Here is a 26,152-nt window from a genome sequence, read left to right on the forward strand (position 1 = left end):
CTTTTTTTGTGGCATAATCAATCTTGTATTGCTAAAAACGTATGCTGCCAGTGGGAGTGATGAGGCTGTCCAGAGGCACATCCCACCTATCTGCGGGTATCTGTTCTTCCATCGGATCAAAATAGGATATACCTACCTTTTGGACGTCTGTTTTACATCCTTGTAGAAAACGATCATAAAACCCTTTTCCATAACCAATACGATTTCCATCGCGATCGCAAACCAATAAGGGGATCAAGATCAAATCTATAGCTTGTGGATCGACATGCACGGTGTCTGGCTGCACAATAATTTCTGGAATCCCCCAAACATTAGCCACGACAGACTCCTTATTCCAGACATAATGCTGCAATGTCCCTTTCTCAAATTCGGATATCGACACGACAATGTGCACCGCAGGATGATGCTGGCGAAGCCAATAAATGAATGGATAGGTATCGTACTCATTCCACTTCACTATGGGTAGGTATACATGCAAGTAGGATACGCTGGATAAATCCAAACTTTTCAATCCGTTGAGTATCTCATCGTCCAGCAGCTGCTTTTCTTCCGGCATAAGCGCCATGCGCTTGGCTTTATATATTGTCCTAAGAGTATCTTTCGTCATGTTTTTTCCACTATTTTCACACGTATCGACCTTTAAAAACCCATCCTAAAATACGAAAACGGCCTTTGGAACTTACCACAGGCCGTTTTCTATATTACTTAAGGAATAATAAGCTCGTCTCTCTTATTTGACACGCTCAATATAATCTCCAGTACGGGTATCTACTTTCACGCGGTCTCCCTGATTAACAAATAGAGGCACACGAATCTCTACACCGGTTTCTACCGTCGCACTTTTCAATGCGTTGGTAGAGGTATCTCCTTTTACAGCGGGCTCTGTGTAGGTGATTTCCAAATCAACAGTGGTAGGCGCTTGCGCCATGATCGGTTCTTCGCTTTCGAAAGCCACGATCACGTTCATACCTTCTTTCAGAAAGCGGGCACTATCACCAAAAAGTGATTTTGGCACATTGAACTGCTCATAGCTGTCATTGTCCATGATCACGAAAAAGTCGCCATCATCGTACAGGTATTGATAGTCATTGGTTTCCACGCGTGCAATCTCCACCTCTTCGTCTGTTCTGAAGCGGTATTCAACCAATTTCCCTGTCTTCAGGTTACGCATTTTTGCTTGGTAAAATGCACGTAGATTGCCTGGTGTGCGGTGCAAAAATTCATCTACGCTTACCAACTCTCCGTTGAAACGCAATATATTCCCAGATTTTACGTCTGATGCTTTAGCCATAATTATTCTTTTATTTCGGACTCAAAAATAGAAAAATCCGTGGTTATTTAAAAAGCTTGTAGTTTTGGATATCCAAATGTTCATCACAAAAAGCATATTCCTTTGGCTGGTTGGAGCCAATAATGAGTATACGCTCGATGCCAATAGTTTGCTCCACCAGATCCAGATACCAGTTTTCTCCGTGTACATCCAAGTTGCTGGTCGGCTCATCGAGAAAAACTAAATCACTGGCCGAACAGCATGCAAGTACCAATTTAAGGCGTTGCTTCATTCCCGAGGAGAAATGTTTTATCTCTTTGTCTCGGGCATCCTCCAGCTGTGACAATCGCAAAAGTGATTCTTTGTCGTAGCCCGGCAAATAGTTTTTGTGTTGGAAGTGAAAGTCAATCAATTCCGACAGGCTGAACTCCTCTACCAACTCCATGTAAGGCGCTGCGATGGTAAGGTATTGGTATACCTCATCGATCGAACAAGCTTGTTGCAACTCTGGTTGATACTGCACTGTACCCTCACTTGCCGACAGACTGCCCGTCAGCAACTTAATGAGCGTCGACTTTCCGGAACCATTCGGCCCCAGAATAGCGTACCGCTTTCCAGCAGAAAAGGTATAACTTAAGTGTCTGAATATCCACTCTCGGTTATACCTTCTTCCTATATCGTGCAGCGTAATGTTCAACTCCTTGGAATTATATACGCTGTGTTAAAGACTGGCTTTTCCTTGTCCAAAACCCTTTACAACGCCACGGTTCGACGCGCGTACGAAGCCCAGAATCTCGTCTCTCAGCTCTGTTGCTTCAAATTCTGCTTCTACCAAATCCAAAGCCTTACCCAAATTACTATGCTTTACAAAAAGCACACGGTAGATATTCTGAATTTCATTGATTTGCTCGTTGGTGTAACCACGACGACGCAAGCCGACTGAATTGATTCCGGCATACGCAATGGGTTCGCGGGCAGCTTTGATATAAGGCGGCACATCCTTACGTACGAGCGTACCACCAGTCACAAAAGCATGCGAGCCAATTTTACAGAACTGGTGTACCGCTACCATCCCCGCCAACACCACGTAGTCTCCTACGGTGATGTGCCCGGCAAGTGTACTGGAGTTCGAGAAGATACAGTTATCTCCCACGAAACAATCGTGCGCAATGTGACTGTACGCTTGTATCAAACAGTTTTTACCAATGACCGTACGATAACGATCTTTGGTACCTCTATTGATAGTTACACACTCACGAATCGTGGTGTTGTCACCAATTTCTGCTGTTGTGATTTCGCCTTCAAACTTAAGGTCTTGCGGCTCACCCGAGATGATCGCTCCAGGAAAAATACGACAGTTTTTTCCAATGCGCGCACCATCCATGATCGTCACATTAGAGCCTATCCATGTACCTTCTCCAATCACCACATCTTTGTGGATGGTAGAAAAAGGTTCAATAACCACATTCTGAGCAATTTGCGCATCAGGATGTATGTATGATAATGGTTGTATCATCATGTTTAATTTATTCTTTAACTCGAACGATTTGTGCCATCAGCTCCGCTTCGCTCACTACTTTCTCACCGACCAATCCTACACCTTTCATCCGAGCAATACCACGACGTATTGGCTCTAATAACTCACAGGTGAATATTACTGTATCGCCGGGGCGAACAGGATGTTTGAATTTTGCATTCTCTATTTTCAGGAACAATGTCAACCAATTTTGCGGATCGGAAACCGTATTCAGCACCAATATCCCTCCTGTTTGCGCCATTGCTTCAATCTGCAATACACCGGGGAATAATGGAGATCCTGGAAAATGTCCCATAAACAAGTCTTCGTTCATCGTTACATTTTTCAGACCAACAACATGGCGCTCCGAAAGCTCCAAGATCTTGTCGATCATTAAAAATGGTTGACGATGCGGCAGGATGTTCATAATCTGAACCGTATCGTATACCGGCGTCATATTCGGATCATACACTTTTACATTCTTGCGGGAACGCTCCTTTTTCATCTGTGCTTTGATCCGCTTCGCAAACGCAACATTCGCCGCATGTCCAGGGCGCGCTGCCATGATATGTCCTTTTATAGGCCTACCCACCAAAGCCAAATCGCCGATCATATCGAGCAATTTGTGACGAGCAGGCTCGTTTAAATGACGCAACTGTACATTGTTCAATATTCCTTCACTAGCCACCTCCACTTTCTTGTTGAAGACATGCTCCAGCTTATTGAGTTCATTTTCGTCGATCTCCTTATCCACTATAACGATCGCATTGGACAAATCGCCACCTTTAACCAGATTTTGTTGTACCAACATCTCCAACTCGTGCAAGAAACAGAATGTTCTAGACGAAGATATCTCTTTTGGAAATTCTGTGATATGCGTGATAGATGCATGTTGACTTCCCAACACAGGCGAATTGAAGTCGATCATACACGTAAGACGATAGCCATCCAGTGCCATCGCGACGATCTCCACCTGTCTTTCAGGTTCGTTATAATGAATGTTGCTTGTTACTTCAAAATACTCGCGATCGGCTTCCTGTTCTACAAAACCTACTTCGCGCAATTTCTCGACGAAGATAGCGGCACTACCGTCTAGAATGGGTACTTCCGGACCGTCAATTTCGATCAGAACATTGTCCAATTCTAACCCTACCAAAGCAGACATGAGGTGCTCAATCGTACTGACAGATCCGCCATTTTGGGATATGGTAGTTCCACGAGAGGTATCTGTTACGTTATCGGCATCTACATTTACCAATGGTTTACCTTCCAAATCCACACGTTGGAATTTGTACCAATGATTCTCTGGTGCAGGTTTGATGCATATATTTACAGGGTGCCCCGTATGCAGTCCTACACCCGAAATCGTCACTTCGGATTGGATAGTTCGCTGTTTTACATTCATATCTAGCATTATATTGACGTCAAGTAAAGTATTAAAAGTAGCTATTATTTTTCACTGAGGCGTTTCTCCAGCTCGGCGATCCTTTTTTCCAGCTCAGGCAGTTTAGCATAAAGCACCTGCGACCTAAGCTCCCCTTGATAAGGAAATGCCGGAGAACCAGCCCATTTTTTGTTTTCTTCGCTTATCGTTTTGTTAATTCCAGATTGCGCCTGTACCTGAGTGCCCGGAGCCACCGTAATATGGCCAACCACGCCAACCTGTCCCCCCAGAATTACTTTTGCACCAATCTTCGTACTGCCGGAGATCCCGGTTTGTGCTGCCACCACGGTGTTTTCTCCCACTTCCACGTTGTGCGCAATCTGCACCAGGTTGTCTAACTTCACACCACGACGTAACGTAGTATGACCCAGTGTCGCCCGGTCTATTGTCGTGTTGCTACCTACTTCTACCCAATCTTCCAGAATTACATTACCAATCTGAGGCACTTTTGTATACGATCCATCCTCTTGCGGTGCGAAGCCGAAGCCATCACTACCCACCACGGCGCCAGCGTGCACAGTTACATGACTCCCTAATACACAATCATGATAAATTTTTGCTCCGGGATAAATCACACTATTATCACCAATACGAACATTATCACCGATGTACACTTGCGGATATACTTTTACGTTTTTACCGATCACAGTTTGTTGCCCGATGTAGGCAAAGGCACCTACGTAGTAGCCTTCTCCAAGCTCTGCAGAATCATGTACAAAACTATATTCTTCACGTCCAGAGCGGTCAGAACGCATTTGTTCGTATATCTTCAGTAATTCAGCAAACGCTTGATAAGCGTCTTTCACCCGGATCATCGTCGGCTTTACTACCCGTTGCGGATCCAATACCTGGGATTCATTTACCACGACGATAGCAGCTTCACTATCGTACAGATACTGCTCATATTTTGGGTTAGACAGAAAGGATAAGCTTTCGATATCACCTTCTTCAATCTTAGATAGGCGAGATACCGATACTGCTGCATCCCCCTCTATCGTGCCCTGCAATAATGTCGCAATTTGTTGAGCTGAAAATTTCATCGCGTATATGGACTATTGTTAATTAAATATTTCTTTTGGGTAAATGACCGCATATTTGACTACGATTTTTGACAAGGCATCAAGATTTGAAAGGTCAGATGCTGCCGTGATATCCAGTAATGTACCGTCCTTTGCCAAGACTTTAATACCACTCTGCAAAGGATCGTAGGCACTATTTTTAATGGTTTGCGTGTACACGAAATAATCTACCTCATGATCCTGTAAATCGAAGGCAACTTGCGCGCGTCGTTGCATATCCTGAAATTCTGTGTTCGTAATCGCCTCACTGCGCATTTCTGTCCGAAATAGTTCTCTATTCATTAACTTGGAACACAGGATACGCAAAATCTTGTCTTCATGCGTACTCCAAGCCTTGATCGCAGACATGATGTCGGTATCATCTAAACGGGTAAAGCAGGACAAGTGAGACTGATCGCTCATAAAGTTGTCTTTTGTAATCCGCTGATGTAGAAAATGAACCAATGCCGGACTTGCAAATAAACTAATTCCTTCCTGCGCCAACTCTTTCGCCCGACGCAATGCTTGCAAGAGCATTTGCTCGGCGGCTACCACGGTCTTGTGCAGGTATACCTGCCAATACATTAAGCGTCTAGCAATCAGAAAATTCTCGACAGAGTAAATTCCTTTCTGCTCGATCACCAGCTGCTCATCGACCACATATAACATTTTGATAATGCGATCGAAGGATATGACTCCCTCGGAAACACCAGTAAAAAAGCTGTCTCGATTTAGATAATCCATCCGATCTGTATCCAACTGGCTGGATACCAATTGATGTAGGAACGGTCTCGGGTATTTATCATTGAAGATGCAAATCGCCAAATCCAATTTTCCCTCAAATGCCTCATTGAGGCGCTGCATCAATAAGGAGGAAATCATCTCATGTGATACGCCCTCGATGATCGTTTGCTCTAACGAGTGAGAAAATGGGCCATGACCTATATCATGTAAAAGTATCGCTGTAAGAGCAGCTTCTTCTTCCTCTTCCGATATCTCTACGTCTTTATTACGCAACGTGCTGATGGCCAGACTCATCAGGTGCATCGCACCAATAGCGTGTTGAAAACGAGTATGCAGGGCTCCTGGATACACCAAGTGGCTCATGCTACCTTGTTTGATATACCGCAGTCTTTGAAAGAAAGGGTGCTGAATAAGATCATAAATGAAAGCAGATGGAATGGTCACAAAACCATACACCGGGTCATTAATTATTTTTTTCTTATTCAATACTTTATAATCTATTAATATATCGTTCCAGACTTATCGTTTTACATTTACGCGTAAAACTGCCCGAATATAACGGCAAAGATACACAGATGTGCGTTAATTCTTGTTAAAAAAGCGCAATCAATTGATGGTTTGAAAGCAAGATGGGTTTCTTCCCCTTATCTTCACCAATCAAATCATTTTTTAACTTCAGTTGTTGAACTGATAGATTTCTTAAGGCAACACACATGCAGAAGACACGTATACTCTGGGCAGATGATGAAATTGAATTTCTGAAGCCCCATATTCTATTACTCGAACAAAAAGGGTATAAAGTCAAGACCGTAAATAATGGCTACGATGCGGTAGATGCCTTTAAAAGTGATCCGTACGATCTGGTTTTCCTCGATGAAAATATGCCGGGCCTAACAGGATTAGAAACGTTGAGCATCCTAAAATCTGTCAATGCTTCTATTCCGACCGTACTGGTTACAAAAAACGAGGAAGAACACCTGATGGAAGACGCAATTGGCTCTAAAATAGATGACTACCTGATTAAGCCGGTAAACCCCAAGCAGATATTATTAACGATAAAAAAGCTTACTGAAAACCGAAGGTTAGTAAGCGAAAAAACGTCACTGGCATACCAGCAGGATTTTAGAAATCTGGGCACGATCATGAATGATGCCCTGGATTATAAGCAATGGGTTGAAGCGTATAAGAAATTGCTTTACTGGGAGCTATCGCTCGAAAAATTGGAAGATAGCGGAATGCATGAAATTCTGACGATGCAAAAATCGGAAGCCAATGCCCTATTTGCAAAGTATGTCGAGAACAATTACCTGGGCTGGATCAATGATCCGGGCAGTGGTCCTAATCTATCTCACCATATTTTTAAAAAGAAAGTGTTTCCAACGATGGAAGACGATCGACCTACTTTCTTCTTTTTGATAGACAACTTGCGCTACGATCAATGGCGCGTGATCAACGAAATCATCACCGAGTACTTCCGACTAGAAGAAGAAGATAGCTATTTTAGCATACTCCCAACAGCAACCCAGTATGCCCGTAATGCGATCTTTAGCGGCCTTACGCCACTGGAGATGGAGCGTAGGTTTCCAGATCATTGGCAAAATGACAATGATGAAGGCGGAAAAAACATGCACGAAGATGTATTCCTGGCCGATCAGATCAAAAGGGTATACCGCAAAGATATCAAGCATTCGTATACCAAGATATTAACTCACGAACAGGGCAAGGATGTATTAGAAAATCTAAACAACCTGATGAACAATGACCTGAACGTGCTGGTATACAATTTTGTAGATATGCTATCTCATGCGCGTACAGATATGGCGATGATCCGCGAACTGGCTAACGATGATGCGGCCTATCGATCACTCACCCTTTCTTGGTTTGAGCACTCGCCTTGGCTGGATGTGTTGAAATGGCTGGCGCAGCATAAAGTACGCGTGATCGTAACCACAGACCATGGCACGATCCGTGTGAAGAAACCGAGTAAGATTGTGGGCGACCGCAACACCAATACCAACTTGCGTTACAAACAGGGCAAAAATCTCAATTATCAGGATAAAGATGTATTTGTTGTCAAGAATCCGCACGATGCGCAACTTCCTAAGTTAAACATCAGTTCGGTATACACCTTCGCTAAAGAAGATGCCTATTTTGTATATCCCAACAATTACAATCAGTTTGTGAATCATTTCTATGGCACCTTCCAGCATGGGGGGATCTCCCTGGAAGAAATGATCATTCCATTTGCGACCTACACGCCGAAATAAGTAAATTTGGTGATGGAATACCGCGTAGACACATTGGCGGACCTCAGCGCGGTCGCCAACACCATTGTACAATCCTTTTCTGACGCTCGTGTGATCTTATTTTACGGAGACATGGGCGCCGGGAAAACGACATTTATTAAAGAAATTTGTGTACAGCTAGGTGTACTAGAAAATACATCTAGTCCCACATTTTCTATTGTAAACGAGTACGAAACACCTAGTGGACCTATATATCATTTCGACTTCTACCGCCTGCGAGATGAACAGGAAGCCTTTGACATGGGCTATGAAGAATATTTATATTCCGGCCACTACTGCCTGATCGAATGGCCAGAGAAGATTGCCAATTTATTACCTTCCGATACAAAGTCGATCCACCTCCGGGTTACTGGCCCGGAAAGTCGCATTATCGAATTTATTTAAGATTTTTTAACTTTTTTTATTTCTGTTGCAACCTTAAGCGCAGAAGTGCCGTCTTGCCTATAAAACCTGGTAAAATTGAAACTGACGAATATTGACATGGTATGGGAGGGCTGCAAAAAGCAGGATCGCAAAGCACAAGCAGCTTTATACCATCACTTTTCGTCGAAGATGTTTTCGGTTTGTTTGCGGTATGCAAAAGATCACTTAGAAGCAGAAGATATACTACAAAATGGCTTTGTAAAGGTGTATACCAAACATCATTTATATGATGGAACTGGATCGCTCGAAGGCTGGATTAGACGCATCATGGTGAATACGGCTATTGAGGTATACAGAAAACGGAAAATCGTGTACATGGATTTGCAGGAAGAGGGCAATGGTGCATCGCATATCGTCAGCACGTTTCAGGCAGATCAGACAGGATACAAAGATTTGTTGCAGCTGATTAATCAACTGCCCGTAAATTATAAGACAATCTTCAATCTTTACGCGATAGAAGGGTTCAGCCATAAGGAGATTGCCGATAATCTGTCGATTACGGAGACGAACTCTAAGTCGCAACTCTCGAGAGCAAGAAGTTGGCTAAAAGAACGGTTGACAAAAATGGATAACATCAGTTAAGAGTATAAGGAGGAATGGATATGAAAGAGAACGATATCGACAAACTGTTTCGCGATGCAGCGGAAGATCACATGGCCAAACCCAGCCCACAGCTATGGGACAGGATCGCGCAGCAGTTGGATGAAGAAAAGGAATCTGAAGAAGGGATTGTTCCCCTGATTCCTCTTACCAAAAAACGAAGTTACCAGTGGGTGAAGTACGCAGCGGCTTGTGCGTTAATTGGAGTGGGATTATTCGCCTATTTTGCCAATCAACACGAATCTATTGACGCTAACACTCAGATAGCACAACAAAAAGCTACTGTGCCAAATTCTAGCGAACTAAAGGATGTTGAGCAACCCAAGAAAGACGTTACGATACATACAGAATCATCGAATAATGCTTCGCCGCAGGAAAAACATTTGGCTTATAGCCCGAACTTGGTGCAAAAAGAGGAATCTATAAAAAATTCTCCAAGCGTCTCAACAGAACAAAAAAGCATCGCTTCTGTTAATTTGCCGGTAGCAAATCAGGTGGTCACGATAGAAGAATCAGAAATGGCGGATCGATATCAGGTACAATTGGCAGAAGTGCCGATGGCAGATTTACCAACCCGCTATGTGACCGAGGTGGATCCTATCAAACCACTCATTGAACCTTTTGAAGAGGAAGAAGAAATGATGATTGCTGGTACTGTTCGGAAAGCAACGACTAACGTAATTAATAAAATCATTAACGTAGTGAATGATCATACTCCGACGCAGGTGACGAAGGATGTATATGTAACAAAGGATGATGAGGGCTCCTTCCGTTTAGAAGTAGGAAACCTCTTTGCCAAAAACAGAATAAGAAAACGTAAATAACTCAAAATATACTCATTAAACAACTATGAAAACATACGTATATCATATGATTGTCTGGATCGCGTTCGGACTTTCAGCTACCACTGCTGCGCAAGCGCAGACCCAAGATACTATCATCACAGAAAAAGATTCTGCTAAAAAAGTAAACATGAATCTATCGCTAGGAAAAGATGATGATGACGATCAAAACAATGACAAAGAGAAAAAGAAAGTAAAATATCCACGAGTTTTTGGTGGACTGACGTTTACGCGTATTGACTGGGGATTTTCTCGCCCAATGGACAATGGCAGTTTTACATTCTCGGAGGAGAATCAATTTTTGTCGCACAGCAGAGCTTCTAATTTTGGTTTCGATATTGCACAATTCGGTGTTCGCTTAGATGACAACATCAAGATATATACTGCAGCGGGCTTCGAATGGAACTACATGCGCTTGACAAGCAATGTCTTATTGAATCAAAATCAAGCGCCACTTACGCCCACTTTTGTAGATCGTAACGAGGTAAATTACACCCGCAATGTATTAACCTCTACTTATCTGCGTGTGCCTTTAGCTTTTGAGTGGCGAAGCGGCCGCAGCCGTGGTGGAGATCGTGTGCGTATCGTGGCAGGGCCAATGTTTGGCATCCTATTAAAGGGATCGCAACGATTGCGCAGCGAGGAGCTGGGAAGACAAAGTTTCCGAGACACCTACAACCTGCAATCTTTCCAATATGGCGGACATTTGCGCGTAGGATTTGGTTCCTTCGCTGTTTTCACCAAATACTACATGAACGATATGTTTGAACAATCTCCTGCTCAAGAAGGATTCAGGAATTTTGCATTCGGTCTAACCTTAGGCTTCTAGGTTAAACATTCCCGATTTTAAAACCGTATTTTTGTGCCGGATCACCTAAAAGGATCCGGCACTTTTTATGAGCACAACATCTTCCTCTTGTCAATTGGTTCCTCAGGACGTACAACAACATGGCCTTCCATTGATCCATGTTCAGCAGGTTTCCTGTGTTTTCGAAGGAAAAGAAGATGTCGTTGCTGTGGATCAGGTAAGTGTAGGAATTACGGAGAACAGCATCACGGCGATCATCGGTGCTTCTGGAAGTGGCAAGAGTACCTTATTGAAATTGATCTACGGACTTATTGAGCCAACCGAAGGCGAGATCCGCTACCGCGGCTGGCTAGTGCCAACTCGAAAAGATAAGCTCATTCCTGGTCATGATGCCATGAAGATGGTCTCTCAGAATTTTGATGACCTCAATCTTTTCGCTAAAGTTTGGGACAATGTGGCTTCTCAATTATCCAATATCGACTTGGAGTACAAACAGCGGAAAACAGAAGAAACATTACAAAAGCTTCAAATCTTGCATCTTTCCCAAAAGCGCGTAGCAGATCTGAGTGGAGGAGAGCGACAACGAGTGGCCATTTCTCGCGCACTGGTCAACGATCCCGAAGTACTCCTGATGGATGAGCCCTTTAATCAAGTAGATGCCGCATTTCGTGATGCGCTGCAACAGGATATCAAACAGATTGTAGCGGATACCGGACTTACCGTGCTATTAGTTTCTCATGACCCATCGGAGGTGCTGGCCATGTCCGATCAACTCATCGTAATGAAAGACGGAAAAATCATTGATGACGGGAAGCCCAAAGATTTGTATTTTAAGCCTAGCAATAGGTATACAGCCCAGTTACTGGCGAAGAGCAATATCCTAACTGCTGATGAAGCAAGGGCTTTAGGACTGGATACCTCATCGTCCGTTGCGATACATCAGGAAGATATTTCACTGATTGGCGATGATTCTGCTCCATTTCAGGTGCAGGAAATTAAGTTTCGCGGCATGTATTATGAATACGTGGTAGGCAATGAAGCTGTCAGCTTGCGCGCGGCAAAGATTGGCACACCGGATTATGTGAAGGGAGACAAGGTGCAGATCAGCTTCGAACGACATGTCGTTTTCACCTCTTAAGACCTAGAAACTCCTAAAACGACATCACACTCATGTTTTATCTCCACATTCCTTTTTGTAAACAGGCTTGCCACTATTGTGATTTTCACTTTAGCACGCAATTAGGTGATAAAGCACAAATGATAAACGCATTGCTACGGGAAATTGAACTCCGGTCGGATTATCTCGTAGATCGGCACATACGATCCGTTTATTTTGGGGGCGGTACACCTTCACTACTGGAGGCGTCCGACATCCAACGCATATTGGATAAAATATCCGAAAATTTCACACTAGATAGTCAAGCGGAGATTACGTTAGAAGCAAATCCAGATGACCTTAGCCTGTCCAAAATACAAGAGCTCCGCGCTACTCCTATTAACCGCTTCAGCATCGGTATTCAATCATTCTTCGAAGAAGATCTCCGATGGATGAACCGGGCTCACAATGCTAAAGAAGCTGATGTGGTCATCAAAAGGGTTCAGGATGCGGGTTTTGACAATATCACTTGCGACCTAATTTACGGTTATCCTTTGTTGACAGACGAAAAATGGCACCGTAATATCGCACAGCTAATTGACTACGGCATTCCTCATATTTCTTCGTATGCGATGACGGTGGAAGAGCGTACCGCCCTGCATCATCAGATCAAAAAAGGAAAAACTAGGCCGATAGATGAGGGACAAAGTGCCGACCAGATGGCGATCTTAATCGATCAGCTAACCTCCAATGGCTTTGAACACTACGAGATTTCCAACTTTGCCAAAGATGGTAGATATGCACAACACAATACGAATTATTGGAATGGTACACATTATCTAGGAATCGGACCATCTGCGCATTCCTTTAATGGCATATCGAGATCTTGGAACAAAAGCAACAATGCATTGTATATGCACGGCATATCTAACGATCTCCCTGTCTTGGAAAGCGAGATACTAAGTAAGGAGGATCGTATTAATGAGTATATCATGACGAGCTTACGCACGATGTGGGGTATTCGTCTCCATGTTGTCGAAGAGCAATTTGGTGTAGAGGTCATGCATGCTATGCTGCAGCAAGCTCAGCCGTATATTCTCGGCGGGCAATTGATCTTAGAGCAATACACGTTGAAGCTTTCTGCAAATGGAAAACAGCTCGCGGATCGTATTGCCAGCGAGCTGTTCATTATCACGGAAGATTAATACTTTAGCCTCCGCGCTCTTGCATTTGCTGCTGTAGAGTTTGTTGTTTTAATGATAATCGCTTATTCGCTTTATACACTTTTACGGCCGAAAGAAAATACACCAAAAGCAACGGGCCAAATACCAAACCTAAAAGCCCAAATAGCGGGATACCAATAATTACCCCCACGACTGTAATGATCGGGTGAATGTCTCCCATTCGCTTTGCAATGATGAACCTCAAAACATTATCTATATTAATCACCAGTCCGAATCCCCAGATCAGCAATCCGATGGGCTGCCAGGTCATTCCCTGAGAAAACATAATCACTGCCGCCGGCACAAATATCAGGGGAGGGCCTAACAACGGGACGAAGGATAATATAGCGGTAATCACCCCCCAAAAGAAAGGGTCGGATGCCCCAAATATATAAAAACCTACACTCAAACAGGCCCCCTGTACAATGGCAATTAAGGTTTGGCCAACGACGTTTGCATACGTCACATTTTTAAACTCCTCTGCTAGAACGCCAGCGTTAGAATCATCAAATGGCAAGTAAAAACGTAGTGCCTGTTCGAAACCTTTGTAGCCGACAAACATAAAGTAAAGTATAAAATACATCACGGTAATTTCCAGAAACAGATTCGCGGCACCGCCAAGTGTATTGGTCAACAAGCCTCCTACATAGGATGAACTGGCTTCTAACTGCTTTTCTATGAAATCAGGCTGACCCAATTTGTCTCCAGCAAATTGCTTGATGGCACTGACCAAATTATTAATCCATTCTGGATCGCGTTGTAATTCAATCGCTTTTGAAAATAGCATTTTTCCTATTCCGTAGATAGGCAGGACAATAATTAAGATGGAGATAATAATAATGAAAAGCGATGATGCTGGTTTTGGCCATTTCCACCGCTCTATTAAAAAGATGTTGAGTTGCCGAAAGAGCGTATACATCAGCATAGTACCCAAAAATGCACCAAATAATCCTCGTGTAGCATGTAGAATAATAGCCCCTAATACTAGGACAATAATTAGGATAATAATATTGCGCTCTTTCTGAGAAAAAACTGGATTTTCCATGTTTAGAAAAAAAAATTATGGTTTGAAATCAGTATAACAGCGCTTTAAAAATTTGGTTTGCGCTTAGTGAGAAATGCATCGACCCCTTCATGAAAATCAGGCGTTCCGAAACTCTCGCCGAACGATCGGATCTCCTCCTCATACCCATCTGTATCCTTACCCAACCCTGCATTTACTGCCTTAATGGCTGCCGCAATAGCATGAGCAGATTTTCCGTACATTTTTTTCAGCAGATCTGTCGTTTTGCTTATTAGTTCATCTGAATTTGTGGTATAATTAACCAATCCCCATTGATTAGCATCCTCCGCATCAATCATTTCTCCACTCAGAATCATCTCTAAAGCTTTACCACGGCCTACCAATTGCGTCAAACGTTGTGTGCCGCCATATCCTGGAATCAATCCGAGTGAGACTTCAGGAAGACCCATTTTTGCAGAATTCGATGCTACACGCATATGACAGGCTAAAGCCAGCTCTAAACCTCCCCCCAAGGCATAACCATTAATCGCTGCGATTACTGGCTTGGGAAAAGTGTAAATGCGATTCATCACTCCATGTCCCCATTTGGCGAGTGCCATTCCCTCTTCCGTGCTGTATTTCATGAATTCTTTAATGTCAGCACCTGCTACAAACGCTTTCTCTCCAGCACCCGTGATAATCACGCCTCTGATGTCGGTGTTGCTGAGCAGTTCATGTTGAAAAGCATGTTCAATCTCTTCCAGCGTCTCCCTGTTTAGAGCATTGAGGTATTTGGGCCGATCGATTTCTAATAATGCGGTCTGATCAAGTAATTGGATTTTGATGTTGTTATACATAACTCGTCGGTTTTAAAAGTTTAGTGACAGCGATACGCGGTATCTATCTTGACTGATGTTTGGAAAGTCGCGGTGTGTGAGTCTTCTCACATATTCTACACGTAGCACGCGCAGTATATTATCTATTCCTACTGACGCTTCCCAATAAGGCCTACCAAATAGGCTTCGCGTCAACGGGAAACCTTGAGCATCGGTATCAAATTCGACTACCTGATCACTTCGCGCCGGATCATTTTGCGTACTCATACGGCCGTAAAACATTTGCGCGCCCCAGATCTCGCGTAATTTGAGCCTTCTCAGCAAAGGAATTTTATTGAAGATAAACCCATTCAGTGCATGTTCAAAACCGAACTTCACATATTCATCAGCCGCAAACTCCATACTGTTCATCAAATCATAGCGAATTTCGTGCCGTCCATCCAATTTTTGCCGCACATTCGGCATATGGAGCAACGTATAAGGCAATACACCCCAGATCTTACCTGCTGTGAAGGTCATATCGGCGAAGCCGAATTGATTTAAAAAGAAACGACGTGATGCCGATGCCTTAACCATATCGTACTCGTACGGTGCATCCAAAAATCCCTTCAACCCCTTGTTGTATTCCACCGTAAAAACAGGGTGCTGTTCTATGATGGTTCGTCGGGTTAGATTTCGATAGTAAAATCGTTCGTAAGGAGCCCATCTTAGGGTCACCTGTACATCATTTGTATTTATATCTCGTACTGCCGTAGTAGGATCTCCTGAACTAATTAGTCGGAAGTCTCCTATTGTGCGTCGTCTAATATGACTAAAGGCGGTCTCTACCGAAAAATGATTCCCAAACTCCACCATATGGCGCAAGCGGTATGCATCTGTCATGAACCATTTGGTTGGCCTATTTCTTCTAAAGGAATCGAAAAAACTATCGCCTCGCAAAAAACTAGGTTGACGCCCAGGTTCTAGGATATCGTGTTGGATAGAGCCTTCGACATAATGTGCTGGAAAGGTTGCAATATTTCGCCCATCTACAGATATGGCGGTACTCAAGTAATATTTTAGGTCATTGTCGCGGGTGCCGTAGGCTAGATATCCTTCCACATACATCTTCTCGGAAAGCAATGGCGTTGTTCTCCCACCTAATCGAATCCGGTTTCCTTCTATATTATTACGACTATAGGTGTACTCCAACGGCCCTAATTCAAATGCATTTAGGTTGTAATAGCCTTGAGCAATCAGATACCCCAATGCCAACGTAGAGCGAAAAGTGGGATCCCTTTTAAGTCTATTTATATTTTCATACGTATTTCGCTCAAAAACAGAAAGAGGCACCGGACGATTCGGAATAAATGTGCTAACATCGGGTAAGACTTCGACAGGCGGTCCACTAAAAAGACTAATATCAATTGGGCTATACAAATCGTAATCACGATGCACACTCATCCGCTCGCCATACATCGCTTGATTATTCTCCGAACCAAAGGAGACCGCAACGTGCGTACTATCTAGCAACATCACACCGTCGCGTGGAGAATAATTCAATCGAAGATCTACCGCACTTATCCAATTAAGATTGGCAGAGGTGCCAATATGCAACTCCGCACGCTTTACCGCATAAGAACCATCCATAGCCACTTGCAACTTCCCCCGAAACAATAAATCTTTCTCATTGCGCGGCACAAACTCCAGCTCCATAAACTTTCCATGTTCATTGGTAACTGTATCTATTAAAAAATATTTGTAAAAGACCTTCCCATTATCCGCAATCGGACTTAAGAACAGCTTATCCAACATGAAAATACTTTCATCGTAAATATCGATGGGTTGCAAGACGTAGTTGATGTAAGACTGGATGTTCGGGTTGTTTACATATCGTTGATCAAACTCAGTTTTGACCTGATGATCAATGCGCCGTTTAGAACGAGACGGATCTCGTTGGCTATATACCCTAGCTAGGTTTTCTTCCTGATAAATACCCAGCACTTCCTTACCAACTAATGTTAATGTATCCAGGTTGTCGGTCGGGAAGTTCACCATAGACAAAGTGCGCTTCAAGAGTTTTGGAGGGTCTACAATGCCGATCTTTATTTTATCGTATTGTTCGAACTGTATACTAGCATTCCCAGATAAGCGATTTTGTGATTTGTAACGGATGACGGAGTCGATCAACTCCACAGCGGGATTATCTCTATTCGAATATTTTCTACTTACCCTTACGGTAATGCCTTCGATGAGCGTACCTTCGGGGCGCATGGAGATCATGTTTGGTGCTTGTTCGGTAATGCGTACCATCTTTGTAGCGTAGCCAATAGAGGTAAGTTCTACCTGTGCATAGGGTCGATCAAGCACTAACACAAACTGCCCTACAGAGTCTGTCGACGTGCCAGTACTGCTACCCAATACACGGACGGAAACACCCATTAATCGACTGTCTGTATCTTCGTCCACGACCACACCTTGTATTCTATGTTGGCCAAGTAGTACTACAGGTGCTAAAAAAGATGTCAGGAAAAGTAGGTATATAAATCTAATCGCTAAAGCCCCTATAGTCATGTTTCATCTATGCTCACTCTGATAAAGATACAATTTGTTCGCAGAGTTAATCGCTTACAGAGGAAAAACTTATTCCTTTGTTAACGTTAGATTATGATCCTTATTTACAACAGGTTGATAAGCCAATCCGGATAGATTCCTACGGCTAAAGTTAAAAGGATGGATACCGTGAAGATGATTTGAAAATTTAAGGGCACCTTAATCGAAGAAGAATCTGCTTCGACATCGGCGGATTTGAAGTACAAATGTACCACCACACGCAGGTAGTAGAACACACCAATGACCGCATTTACCGCTGCCAGAACTAACAATAAAGTATGGTAACTTTCCATTACTCGGCCAAACATCATGAACTTCCCGATAAATCCGGCTGTAAGCGGAATACCAGCCAATGATAGCATGGCTACGGTGAGCACAAAGGCCAGAAACGGATTTTGCTTTGCCAATCCATTGAAAGATTCAAACTGATCCGTACCGATTTGTCTTTTCACCAAAATTAATGCCGCAAATGCGACCACAGAAGCCAGTGAATAGGCTAGACCATAGGTTAAGATCGCTGCGGGGGAAAGGGTTCCTATAGAAAGAATAGCAAATAACATATAACCAGCATGTGCGATACTGGAATAGGCCAGCATACGCTTGAAGCTAGATTGTACTAAAGCAGATATATTGCCCACGAAAAGCGTAATGATCGCGATAGTGAGCAGCAACGGCTCCCAAAAACTGTCTAATGGCACCATAACCATAGAAAATAAACGAAGGAAACCGGCAAAGGAAGCCACCTTCACTACGGTACTCATGTAAGCCGTAATCAGAATGGGTGATCCATCGTACACATCTGGGGTCCAGAAATGAAATGGAGCGGCACCTACCTTGAAACAGAGGCCAACTAGCATCAATAATATCCCGCCAAAGAATAAAGGTGAGATCTGATGATCGGGCGTAGTACGTACGTAGCGTTGCAGCTCTCCCAAATCAAATGAACCAGTAGCACCGTACATCAGCGTAATACCAAAAAGTAAAAATCCGGTAGAGAAAGCACCCATTAAAAAGTATTTCAATGCGGCTTCATTGGATAAACGATCTCGCTTACGGATGCCGACCAAGATATATAGCGCCACAGACATGACCTCAATACCGATAAAGAGAATAGCAAAATTGTGATATGAACACACCAGCAAGGCACCTACTAAAGAGAATAAAATCAACGCATAATACTCGGCTACGTTCTCACTGATCGCTTTGAAATAGGCTTTAGAAAGGGATAAGACTAAGCCAGCAATAAATATACATAATATGGAAAACGCGATCGCATAACGATCGAACAGCACCATGCCACTGTACTGCGGCACCGCTACCTGATCCCAGCCATACCATTCGAAACCGACGGCTAATGCTAAGCCAGCTAAGGTGACCGGCAATAACGCCGTTCTGGCCTTAAATAGTCCTAAGTACAAAAGCAGTATTGCCAATAATGAAAGCGTGATAATTGCACCCATAATGTATGTTGGTATTAAGCTATGCTGTTCTAAATGAAATTTGCTGTAATAACTCCTGTATTGCTGGCTCTGATAATTGTAGTAGGTAGTTTGGCAACACGCCAATCAGTATGACCAAGACGACCAAAATTCCGAGCACGAGCAGGTCGGTACTCTTTACATCCCGAATGGATTCCCATTGTGTCTGTAACTCGCCAAGCATGGTCTTCTGGTATAGCCTAAGCATATAGACTGCGCCTAAGATCAGCGTTAGCCCACCGAAAACTGCATACCAAAGACCGTACCCCTCCGCTCCGAACAATCCTTTCAACAAAAGAAATTCTCCGATAAAACCGTGCGTTAAGGGCAAGCCAACGGCCCCCATCACGAGAATTAAAAATGCTATAGCCAGTTTAGGCGTGCGCGCAGCTAATCCACCCAGCGCCGATAAGCTTCTGCTTCCCGTACGGCGCTCTATCAAGTCGATTACAAAAAATAAGCCTACCGCAGAGATACCATGATTGATCATCTGTATCATCGCTCCCTGCAATCCGTCGATTGTTAAAGAAAACACGCCTCCGGCAATCAGGCCGACGTGGGCAATGGAAGAATAGGCGATCAAACGTTTCGCATCATCTTGCCGAAAGGCAATGACGGAAGCATAAACAATCCCTACTACACAAAGAATCATCACCAGTGTACCGTATTCCGCGACGCCCAAAGGTGCTATCGGCAGTAACCATCGTAATAAGCCGAAGATTCCCATTTTTAACATAATGCCAGACAAGAGCATCGTTCCTGCGGCAGGTGCCTGCACGTAGGTGTTTGGCTGCCAAGTATGAAATGGGATAATAGGAATCTTAATAGCGAATGCGAGAAAGAATGCCCAGAACACCCAATGTTGTACCTCCTCATTAAGATTCAGCGCTGCAAATGCTGTCCATTCGAAACTATGCGTCGGCGTCTGTTGATACAGGTATAGTATACCAATCAACATCAGAATACTTCCGGCAAATGTGTAGATAAAAAACTTGAGGTTGGTGGCGATACGATCACCGCTGCCCCACAGGGCACAGATAAAGTAAATCGGAATTAAGGCAATCTCCCATCCGACATAAAATGAAAATGCATCCAGTGCTGTAAACACAAGCAATAGACCAACCTGCATAAACAACACTAAAGCATAAAAATTACCTTTGAAGCGCTTTTGATCGACCGTGGCAATAATTAACGGAATCAGCCCATTGGTCAACAAAACCAATGGCAAGCTTATACCATCCAAGCCGATATGAAAATTGACGTTCAACCGTTCTATCCACACCCACATCTGCTCAAACTGTATTCCGGCTTGTGGATCAAAACGCAGTAAAAAAGGTACGGTAAGCCCGACATTAATTAAGGATAGCAAAAGTGCCACCCACTTAGCACGATCCGAACGCACAAAGAATAGAGCAATAGCACTTAATAAAGGGATTAGCAACAGCGAAAAAAGGTTGTCCATGAATTCTTAGGTTATCTTTCTATTAATTGTGCAATAAAGCCGTACAACATGATGCCTGCCACGCCCAACACCATCATGAATATATAAAAACTAACGTGTCCGGTTTGCAAATGCCTGATGCCGTTTCCAGCCGACAAAAACACTTTACCCACGCCGTTTACCAAGCCGTCTACCAGCTTTACGTCTGCTTTCTTAAATGTGCTCGCCAGACCGTTTAGCGGTTTGGTGATAAGCAGCTCATAAGTTTCATCTACATATAGCTTGTGATAGGACAGTTTATATAACAATCCGCGATCCTGCTCGGCCTTTTCGGCACGTGGAGTTGACTTCACGTATCGCCTATAAGCTATTGCAGCCATTGCAATCGCTGCGACAGTAGATACCGCCATAAGTAGATATTCCGTCGTATGGTCTAAACTAAAAGGCACCGATAGTGCTGTTGAGTCGGCAAAGACGGGACTCAAGAAGTTGGCTAGCCAATGATGTCCATGCAAAGCCTCTGGCACATTCAATGCGCCACCTATTACGGATAGCATCGCTAACACGATCAGGGCTGCCGTCATTGGCCAGGGAGATTCATGCAAATGGCTTTTTTGTGATTCTGTACCACGGAAACTGCCAGAAAAAGTCATAAACAATAAGCGAAACATATAGAATGCTGTCATTAATGCACCCGCCAAGCCTAACACCCAAAAGAGTGGATTTTCGACGAAGGCATAAGCCAAGATTTCATCTTTGGAGAAAAATCCTGCGAAAGGAGGAATGCCCGCAATCGCAATTGTACCGATTAGCATCGTGGCGAAGGTAACTGGTAAGGCTTTGCGCAACCCGCCCATCTTCCGCATATCCTGCTCGTCGCTCATCGCATGGATCACAGATCCCGCACCAAGAAACAATAGCGCTTTGAAGAAAGCGTGCGTCAATACGTGAAAAAATGCTCCGGTAAAAGCACCTACCCCTAGTCCTAGAAACATATATCCTAATTGCGATACGGTAGAATAGGCCAATACTTTCTTAATATCGTTTTGGGTAAGCGCAATAAATGCCGCTACGACAGCGGTAGCCACACCGATGATGGCAATCACTTGCATCGTGATGGGCGATAGTGTGAACATAATATTGGATCGGGCAATCATGTAGATTCCGGCCGTAACCATCGTGGCTGCGTGAATCAATGCAGAAACAGGCGTTGGCCCTGCCATCGCATCAGGCAACCAGGTAAAGAGTGGAATCTGTGCGGACTTACCCGTTGCCGCCACAAAAAGTAATAAGGTAATGATCAACAAGGTGCTGTCACCAGAAACCATCAACTTAGCTTGTCCTAGTACACCAGCGAATTCCAAAGTACCAAAGTGAGCAATCATAAAGAACAGCGCTATTAAAAAGCCCAGATCGCCAATGCGATTCATCACAAAAGCTTTTTTTGCTGCCTTAGCATAGTTCGTATTTTTATACCAGAACCCAATCAATAGGTAGGAACAAAGGCCTACGCCTTCCCATCCGATAAACATCACCAAATAATTGGATCCTAATACCAGCAACAGCATGAAAAAGATAAACAAGTTCAGGTAGCTGAAGAATTTAGCAAATCCAGGATCTTTATGCATGTACGACGTGGAATACAGGTGAATTAGAAAACCAATTCCAGTGACAATTAAGAGCATGATGGCACTTAATGGATCGACTAAAAAGCGAAAAGAGACCTGAAAGTCGGAAACAGAAATCCAGGTAAATAGCTCCTGAGTTATCTCACCTGTGCCTCCAACCATCCGAGCGCTATATACATTGGAGAAGAGTGCCACACTAGCTATGAATGCGGCGAGTACCGTGCCACAGCCAACTAAGCTCACCAGCCAGTGCGGAAGGTAATTTCGCAACGCCCCGATGAATACGAAGCCCAATAAAGGCAGCAAGGGCACTATCCAAATCAATTCGTTCATACGCGGTTATTTTTTCTATTCAAGTTTATGTTCTTGGGTTAGCAGAGTATTTTGTGGCTTCTAAAAGCGCAGTTTGGTCAATGAATCAATATCAAGCGATTTGGTATTGCGATACACCATAATCACGATAGCGAGTCCGACAGCCACTTCCGCCGCCGCCAGCGCCATGATGAAAAATACGAATACCTGACCAGCAGGATCAGCATGATGTGCAGAGAATGCGGCCAGTAGCAGATTCACGGCATTGAGCATTAACTCGATAGACATCATAATAATAATGACATTTCTTCTGGTCAACACACCGATTACGCCGATCGCGAAGATGGTACTACAGAATATCAAATAGTGCTGTAAGGGAATTCCTTGGAGCTGAGAGACCATATTATCCATGTTGCTTCTTCACTCCTTTCTCGTGTTTGGCCAACAATACTGCACCAACCATGGCGGTTAGCAGCAGAATAGAAGACAGTTCAAAAGGTAGTAGAAATTCCCCAAAGAGTACTTTCCCCAAGTTTTCTACCAGCCCTATGTTTTCGTGTGGAGTGATGAGTATGTCATTGTGCTCTAAAGCGCGGAAGGCTCCTAAAAAGGTCGCTAATAAACACATTCCTGCGATTGTACCCATCACCTTCACCAAGGGAGATTTCATGGGTTCTGTATCTTTGTTCAGATTCAATAACATGAGCACAAAGAGAAATAATACCATAATGGCACCCATATAAACGATAAAGTTTACCACAGCCAGAAATTGGGCATTGAGCATGATATAATGTACCGTAAACGTAAAAAACGTGATTACAAGGTACAGTACACTGTGCACGGGATTCTTCGTAAAAATGGTCATCAGTGAAAAGATCACGGATAGAAAAGCTACGAGATAAAAGAAAGACATCGGCTTATATATTTAATCTTTAGCAAGTTTTGTAATGTCAAATTTGGGCTCCACCAACTTATCTTTTCCATAGATAAAATCTTTACGCAGGTAATCTGCCGTTACGTGTGGGCCGTCCAGATAAATCGCCTCCTTGGGACAAGCCTCTTCACACAATCCACAAAATATACAACGCAACATATTAATCTCGTACACGGCCGCATATTTCTCCTCGCGGTACAGATGCTCTTCGCCTTTGGCGCGCTCTGCCGAGGTCATGGTAATGGCTTCTGCCGGACAGGATAGGGCGCACAAGCCACAAGCGGTACAACGTTCCTTGCCTTCTTCATCACGTTTCAAGGAATGTTGTCCTCTAAAATTCTTTGAATATGGGCGTACCTCTTCCGGATATTTTACGGTCGGGATTTTTTTAAAAAAATGCCGGAGCGTAATGGACAACCCCTTGAAGATGGCAGGCAGGTAAATGCGCTCCCAGAAATTCATGGGCTTTTGTTCCAGTACTTTTTTCCTATTCGATAACGACTGCATATAAAGCTCCTCTCTCTAAAAAAATGTATCCTTAATCAATATGATTACTCCCGTCAATACAATATTGGCGATCGCTAATGGTATCAACTTCTTCCAGCCTAAGCGCATCAACTGATCGTACCGAAAACGCGGCAAGGTCCATCTGATCCACATAAAAAAGAAGATAAAGGCAAATATTTTGGCGAAGAAGACGAGTACCCCGATAATGGTGATCCAGTTCGCTGAAAGACCTAGGTCATTCATAAACGGAAAGTTATATCCTCCGAAATATAATGCTGCCATCAATGCGGAAGACACAAACATATTGATATACTCGGAGAACATGTACAAGCCCAGTTTCATGGACGAATACTCCGTATGATATCCACCAACCAATTCGGTTTCACACTCTGGCAAATCGAAGGGAACACGGTTACATTCGGCAAAGGCACACACGACGAAGATGAGAAAGCCGAGCGGTTGAGACCAGATATTCCAGTTCACAAAGCCAGATTGCTGTGCGACGATCTCGCCGATAGAAAGCGTGCCGGTAACCATCAATAAAGCAATCAGTGATAAGCCCAGGCCAATTTCGTAACTGATACTTTGAGAAGCGGCACGAATAGCACCCATCAACGAAAACTTGTTATTGGATGCCCAACCACCTAGCATAATACCATAAACGCCTAGTGCAATGACCCCAAAAATATACAATACGCCGATATTCACTTCCGCCACCTGCAATTTGATGCTAGCATCTCCTATGGTGAGGGTTTGTCCCCAAGGAATCACGGCCGAGCTAATGCAGGCGGTAATAATGGCAATCACCGGACCGATGATAAATAAGCCCTTATGCGCTCCTGCCGGAATAATTTCTTCTTTGAAAAAGAACTTACCACCGTCGCAAAGGGGCTGCAGCAATCCAAATGCTCCGGCGCGATCTGGTCCGTGCCTGTCTTGCATAAAGCCCGCAATCTTGCGCTCCGCCAACGTAGAATACATCGCGATTACTAAGGTGATCGTAAATACGACGACCACTAATATCAATTTTTCTAATAGAAATGCTGTCTCCATATCTGTTCGGCGCCTATTTCAATTTCTCTGTTCTGGCCAACTGTTCCCAATTGGCTTCTTTTAATGGGGTATTTTCTGGAATTACTGCCGGCGGTTGAAACTGCGTGTAGTGATTAGAAGCGATCACCGACTCTTGACTCACTTTGGTTGGATCTTCTAAGGTCCAATCTGCCGTCTCTTTTTTGTCGAACCGACAGGTGTTACAGATAAACTCTTCCACCTCATCGTATTCATCCTTCCGTGCCGTTACGCGCAATACATCCGATCCTTTGTACCAAAGCGTTACTCTGCCCGAACATGAAGGGCAGTCGCGATGTGCATTGACTGGTTTAGTAAACCAAACCCGGTTTTTGAAGCGAAAAGTCTTGTCGGTTAGTGCGCCTACTGGGCAAACATCGATGACATTTCCAATGTAATCGTTATCCAAGGCGTTTTCAATGTAAGTCGAAATCTCCGCATGATCTCCCCGGTATAAGATACCATGCTCGCGTGTGTTCGTCAACTGGTTGGCTACATATACACAACGATAGCACAGAATACAGCGATTCATGTGCAACTGGATTTTATCTCCGATATCAATGCGTTCGAAGGTACGACGCGGAAAGTCGTAACGGGTATTTTCGGAGCCATGCTCATAACCCAAATCCTGCAGCTTACATTCTCCAGCCTGATCGCATACCGGACAATCCAGCGGGTGATTGATCAGAAGCATTTCCACCACACTTTTGCGGGCTTCTACCACATCTGGCGAAGTGATGTTTTGCACTTCCATGCCATCCATCACCGTCGTACGGCAAGAGGCAACCAACTTCGGCATCGGACGAGGGTCTTTTTCAGAACCCTTGGTAACCTTCACCAAACAGGTACGGCATTTGCCGCCACTGCCTTCCAGCTTGGAATAGTAGCACATGGCTGGCGGCACAATATCTCCGCCAATCTTACGGGCAGCGTTTAATATTGTTGTACCCGCGTCGACATCGACCGATATACCATCTATACTTACTTTAAACTTTTGTACTTCTTCCGCCATCACCGTAT

At 43.8% G+C, this 26,152-nt stretch carries 25 protein-coding genes; 7 read left to right on the top strand and 18 right to left on the bottom strand.

All coding sequences use genetic code 11. The features are described 5' to 3' along the window. Positions 1-31: 31 nt before the first annotated feature. From M8998_RS10240 to M8998_RS10270, 7 genes are all read right to left on the bottom strand, one after another. On the bottom strand, positions 32-607 hold the full coding sequence (locus M8998_RS10240) for a 5-formyltetrahydrofolate cyclo-ligase (protein ID WP_249992514.1): 576 nt from the start codon (positions 605-607) through the stop codon (positions 32-34). Between the two features lie 123 nt (positions 608-730). Beyond that, positions 731-1,291 carry an elongation factor P gene (gene efp / locus M8998_RS10245; RefSeq protein WP_249992515.1) on the bottom strand — a complete coding sequence of 187 codons (561 nt, stop codon included), beginning with the start codon at positions 1,289-1,291 and terminating at the stop codon, positions 731-733. A 43-nt stretch (positions 1,292-1,334) separates the two neighbouring features. Continuing rightward, positions 1,335-1,967: an ABC transporter ATP-binding protein gene (locus M8998_RS10250; protein ID WP_249992516.1), complete on the bottom strand. Its 633-nt coding sequence runs from the start codon at positions 1,965-1,967 to the stop codon at positions 1,335-1,337. Positions 1,968-1,991: 24 nt separating this feature from the next. Continuing rightward, a complete protein-coding gene (lpxA, locus tag M8998_RS10255) occupies positions 1,992-2,786 on the bottom strand; it encodes an acyl-ACP--UDP-N-acetylglucosamine O-acyltransferase (protein ID WP_249994107.1) in 795 nt (264 codons plus the stop codon). A gap of 10 nt (positions 2,787-2,796) precedes the next feature. Next, positions 2,797-4,191: a bifunctional UDP-3-O-[3-hydroxymyristoyl] N-acetylglucosamine deacetylase/3-hydroxyacyl-ACP dehydratase gene (locus tag M8998_RS10260; protein WP_249992517.1), complete on the bottom strand. Its 1,395-nt coding sequence runs from the start codon at positions 4,189-4,191 to the stop codon at positions 2,797-2,799. 44 nt (positions 4,192-4,235) lie between these two features. Next, complete coding sequence (gene lpxD, locus M8998_RS10265) at positions 4,236-5,270, bottom strand: UDP-3-O-(3-hydroxymyristoyl)glucosamine N-acyltransferase (protein ID WP_249992518.1); 1,035 nt, start codon at positions 5,268-5,270, stop codon at positions 4,236-4,238. 18 nt (positions 5,271-5,288) lie between these two features. Continuing rightward, positions 5,289-6,518: an HD domain-containing protein gene (locus tag M8998_RS10270; protein ID WP_249992519.1), complete on the bottom strand. Its 1,230-nt coding sequence runs from the start codon at positions 6,516-6,518 to the stop codon at positions 5,289-5,291. A 227-nt stretch (positions 6,519-6,745) separates the two neighbouring features. Between M8998_RS10270 and porX the strand changes: the two genes are divergently transcribed. The 7 genes from porX (at position 6,746) to hemW (ending at position 13,312) form a co-directional block, all read left to right on the top strand. Next, positions 6,746-8,299, top strand: a complete 1,554-nt coding sequence (porX, locus tag M8998_RS10275) for a T9SS response regulator signal transducer PorX (protein WP_249992520.1) — start codon at positions 6,746-6,748, stop codon at positions 8,297-8,299. Between the two features lie 12 nt (positions 8,300-8,311). Next, entirely contained in the window at positions 8,312-8,722 is a 411-nt protein-coding gene (tsaE, locus tag M8998_RS10280) for a tRNA (adenosine(37)-N6)-threonylcarbamoyltransferase complex ATPase subunit type 1 TsaE (RefSeq protein WP_249992521.1), read from the top strand. 75 nt (positions 8,723-8,797) lie between these two features. Then, the gene (locus M8998_RS10285) at positions 8,798-9,343 is read left to right on the top strand and encodes an RNA polymerase sigma factor (RefSeq protein WP_249992522.1); all 546 of its coding nucleotides are present in this window, start codon (positions 8,798-8,800) and stop codon (positions 9,341-9,343) included. Between the two features lie 20 nt (positions 9,344-9,363). Then, positions 9,364-10,185, top strand: coding sequence for an anti-sigma factor (locus M8998_RS10290; protein WP_249992523.1), 822 nt, complete (start codon positions 9,364-9,366; stop codon positions 10,183-10,185). Between the two features lie 25 nt (positions 10,186-10,210). Further along, positions 10,211-11,032 carry an outer membrane beta-barrel protein gene (locus M8998_RS10295; RefSeq protein WP_249992524.1) on the top strand — a complete coding sequence of 274 codons (822 nt, stop codon included), beginning with the start codon at positions 10,211-10,213 and terminating at the stop codon, positions 11,030-11,032. A gap of 67 nt (positions 11,033-11,099) precedes the next feature. Beyond that, on the top strand, positions 11,100-12,149 hold the full coding sequence (locus M8998_RS10300; RefSeq protein WP_249992525.1) for an ABC transporter ATP-binding protein: 1,050 nt from the start codon (positions 11,100-11,102) through the stop codon (positions 12,147-12,149). A 32-nt stretch (positions 12,150-12,181) separates the two neighbouring features. Next, on the top strand, positions 12,182-13,312 hold the full coding sequence (hemW, locus tag M8998_RS10305) for a radical SAM family heme chaperone HemW (RefSeq protein WP_249992526.1): 1,131 nt from the start codon (positions 12,182-12,184) through the stop codon (positions 13,310-13,312). Between the two features lie 4 nt (positions 13,313-13,316). Here the strand turns inward: hemW and M8998_RS10310 are convergent, their stop codons facing one another. From M8998_RS10310 to M8998_RS10360, 11 genes are all read right to left on the bottom strand, one after another. Continuing rightward, positions 13,317-14,375: an AI-2E family transporter gene (locus tag M8998_RS10310; protein WP_249992527.1), complete on the bottom strand. Its 1,059-nt coding sequence runs from the start codon at positions 14,373-14,375 to the stop codon at positions 13,317-13,319. Between the two features lie 44 nt (positions 14,376-14,419). Next, positions 14,420-15,190, bottom strand: coding sequence for an enoyl-CoA hydratase/isomerase family protein (locus M8998_RS10315; protein ID WP_249992528.1), 771 nt, complete (start codon positions 15,188-15,190; stop codon positions 14,420-14,422). A gap of 12 nt (positions 15,191-15,202) precedes the next feature. Continuing rightward, positions 15,203-17,722: a DUF5686 family protein gene (locus tag M8998_RS10320; protein WP_249992529.1), complete on the bottom strand. Its 2,520-nt coding sequence runs from the start codon at positions 17,720-17,722 to the stop codon at positions 15,203-15,205. 104 nt (positions 17,723-17,826) lie between these two features. Beyond that, complete coding sequence (locus tag M8998_RS10325) at positions 17,827-19,236, bottom strand: NADH-quinone oxidoreductase subunit N (RefSeq protein WP_349665663.1); 1,410 nt, start codon at positions 19,234-19,236, stop codon at positions 17,827-17,829. A 4-nt stretch (positions 19,237-19,240) separates the two neighbouring features. Then, a complete protein-coding gene (locus M8998_RS10330) occupies positions 19,241-20,701 on the bottom strand; it encodes a complex I subunit 4 family protein (RefSeq protein WP_249992531.1) in 1,461 nt (486 codons plus the stop codon). Between the two features lie 11 nt (positions 20,702-20,712). Further along, positions 20,713-22,641, bottom strand: coding sequence for an NADH-quinone oxidoreductase subunit L (nuoL, locus tag M8998_RS10335; protein WP_249992532.1), 1,929 nt, complete (start codon positions 22,639-22,641; stop codon positions 20,713-20,715). Between the two features lie 60 nt (positions 22,642-22,701). After that, positions 22,702-23,031 carry an NADH-quinone oxidoreductase subunit NuoK gene (gene nuoK, locus M8998_RS10340; RefSeq protein ID WP_249992533.1) on the bottom strand — a complete coding sequence of 110 codons (330 nt, stop codon included), beginning with the start codon at positions 23,029-23,031 and terminating at the stop codon, positions 22,702-22,704. Next, positions 23,024-23,533 (bottom strand): NADH-quinone oxidoreductase subunit J family protein, encoded by a 510-nt coding sequence (locus M8998_RS10345; protein ID WP_249992534.1) that lies wholly within the window; start codon positions 23,531-23,533, stop codon positions 23,024-23,026. The genes nuoK and M8998_RS10345 overlap by 8 nt, the downstream gene beginning before the upstream one ends. Before the next feature lie 12 nt (positions 23,534-23,545). Next, positions 23,546-24,061, bottom strand: coding sequence for a NuoI/complex I 23 kDa subunit family protein (locus M8998_RS10350; RefSeq protein WP_249992535.1), 516 nt, complete (start codon positions 24,059-24,061; stop codon positions 23,546-23,548). 15 nt (positions 24,062-24,076) lie between these two features. Then, entirely contained in the window at positions 24,077-25,114 is a 1,038-nt protein-coding gene (gene nuoH / locus M8998_RS10355; protein WP_249992536.1) for an NADH-quinone oxidoreductase subunit NuoH, read from the bottom strand. Between the two features lie 13 nt (positions 25,115-25,127). Further along, complete coding sequence (locus M8998_RS10360; protein WP_249992537.1) at positions 25,128-26,144, bottom strand: NADH-quinone oxidoreductase subunit G; 1,017 nt, start codon at positions 26,142-26,144, stop codon at positions 25,128-25,130. Positions 26,145-26,152: the final 8 nt, after the last annotated feature.

The organism is Sphingobacterium sp. lm-10, from assembly GCF_023554555.1.
In the GTDB taxonomy this organism is placed as follows: domain Bacteria; phylum Bacteroidota; class Bacteroidia; order Sphingobacteriales; family Sphingobacteriaceae; genus Sphingobacterium.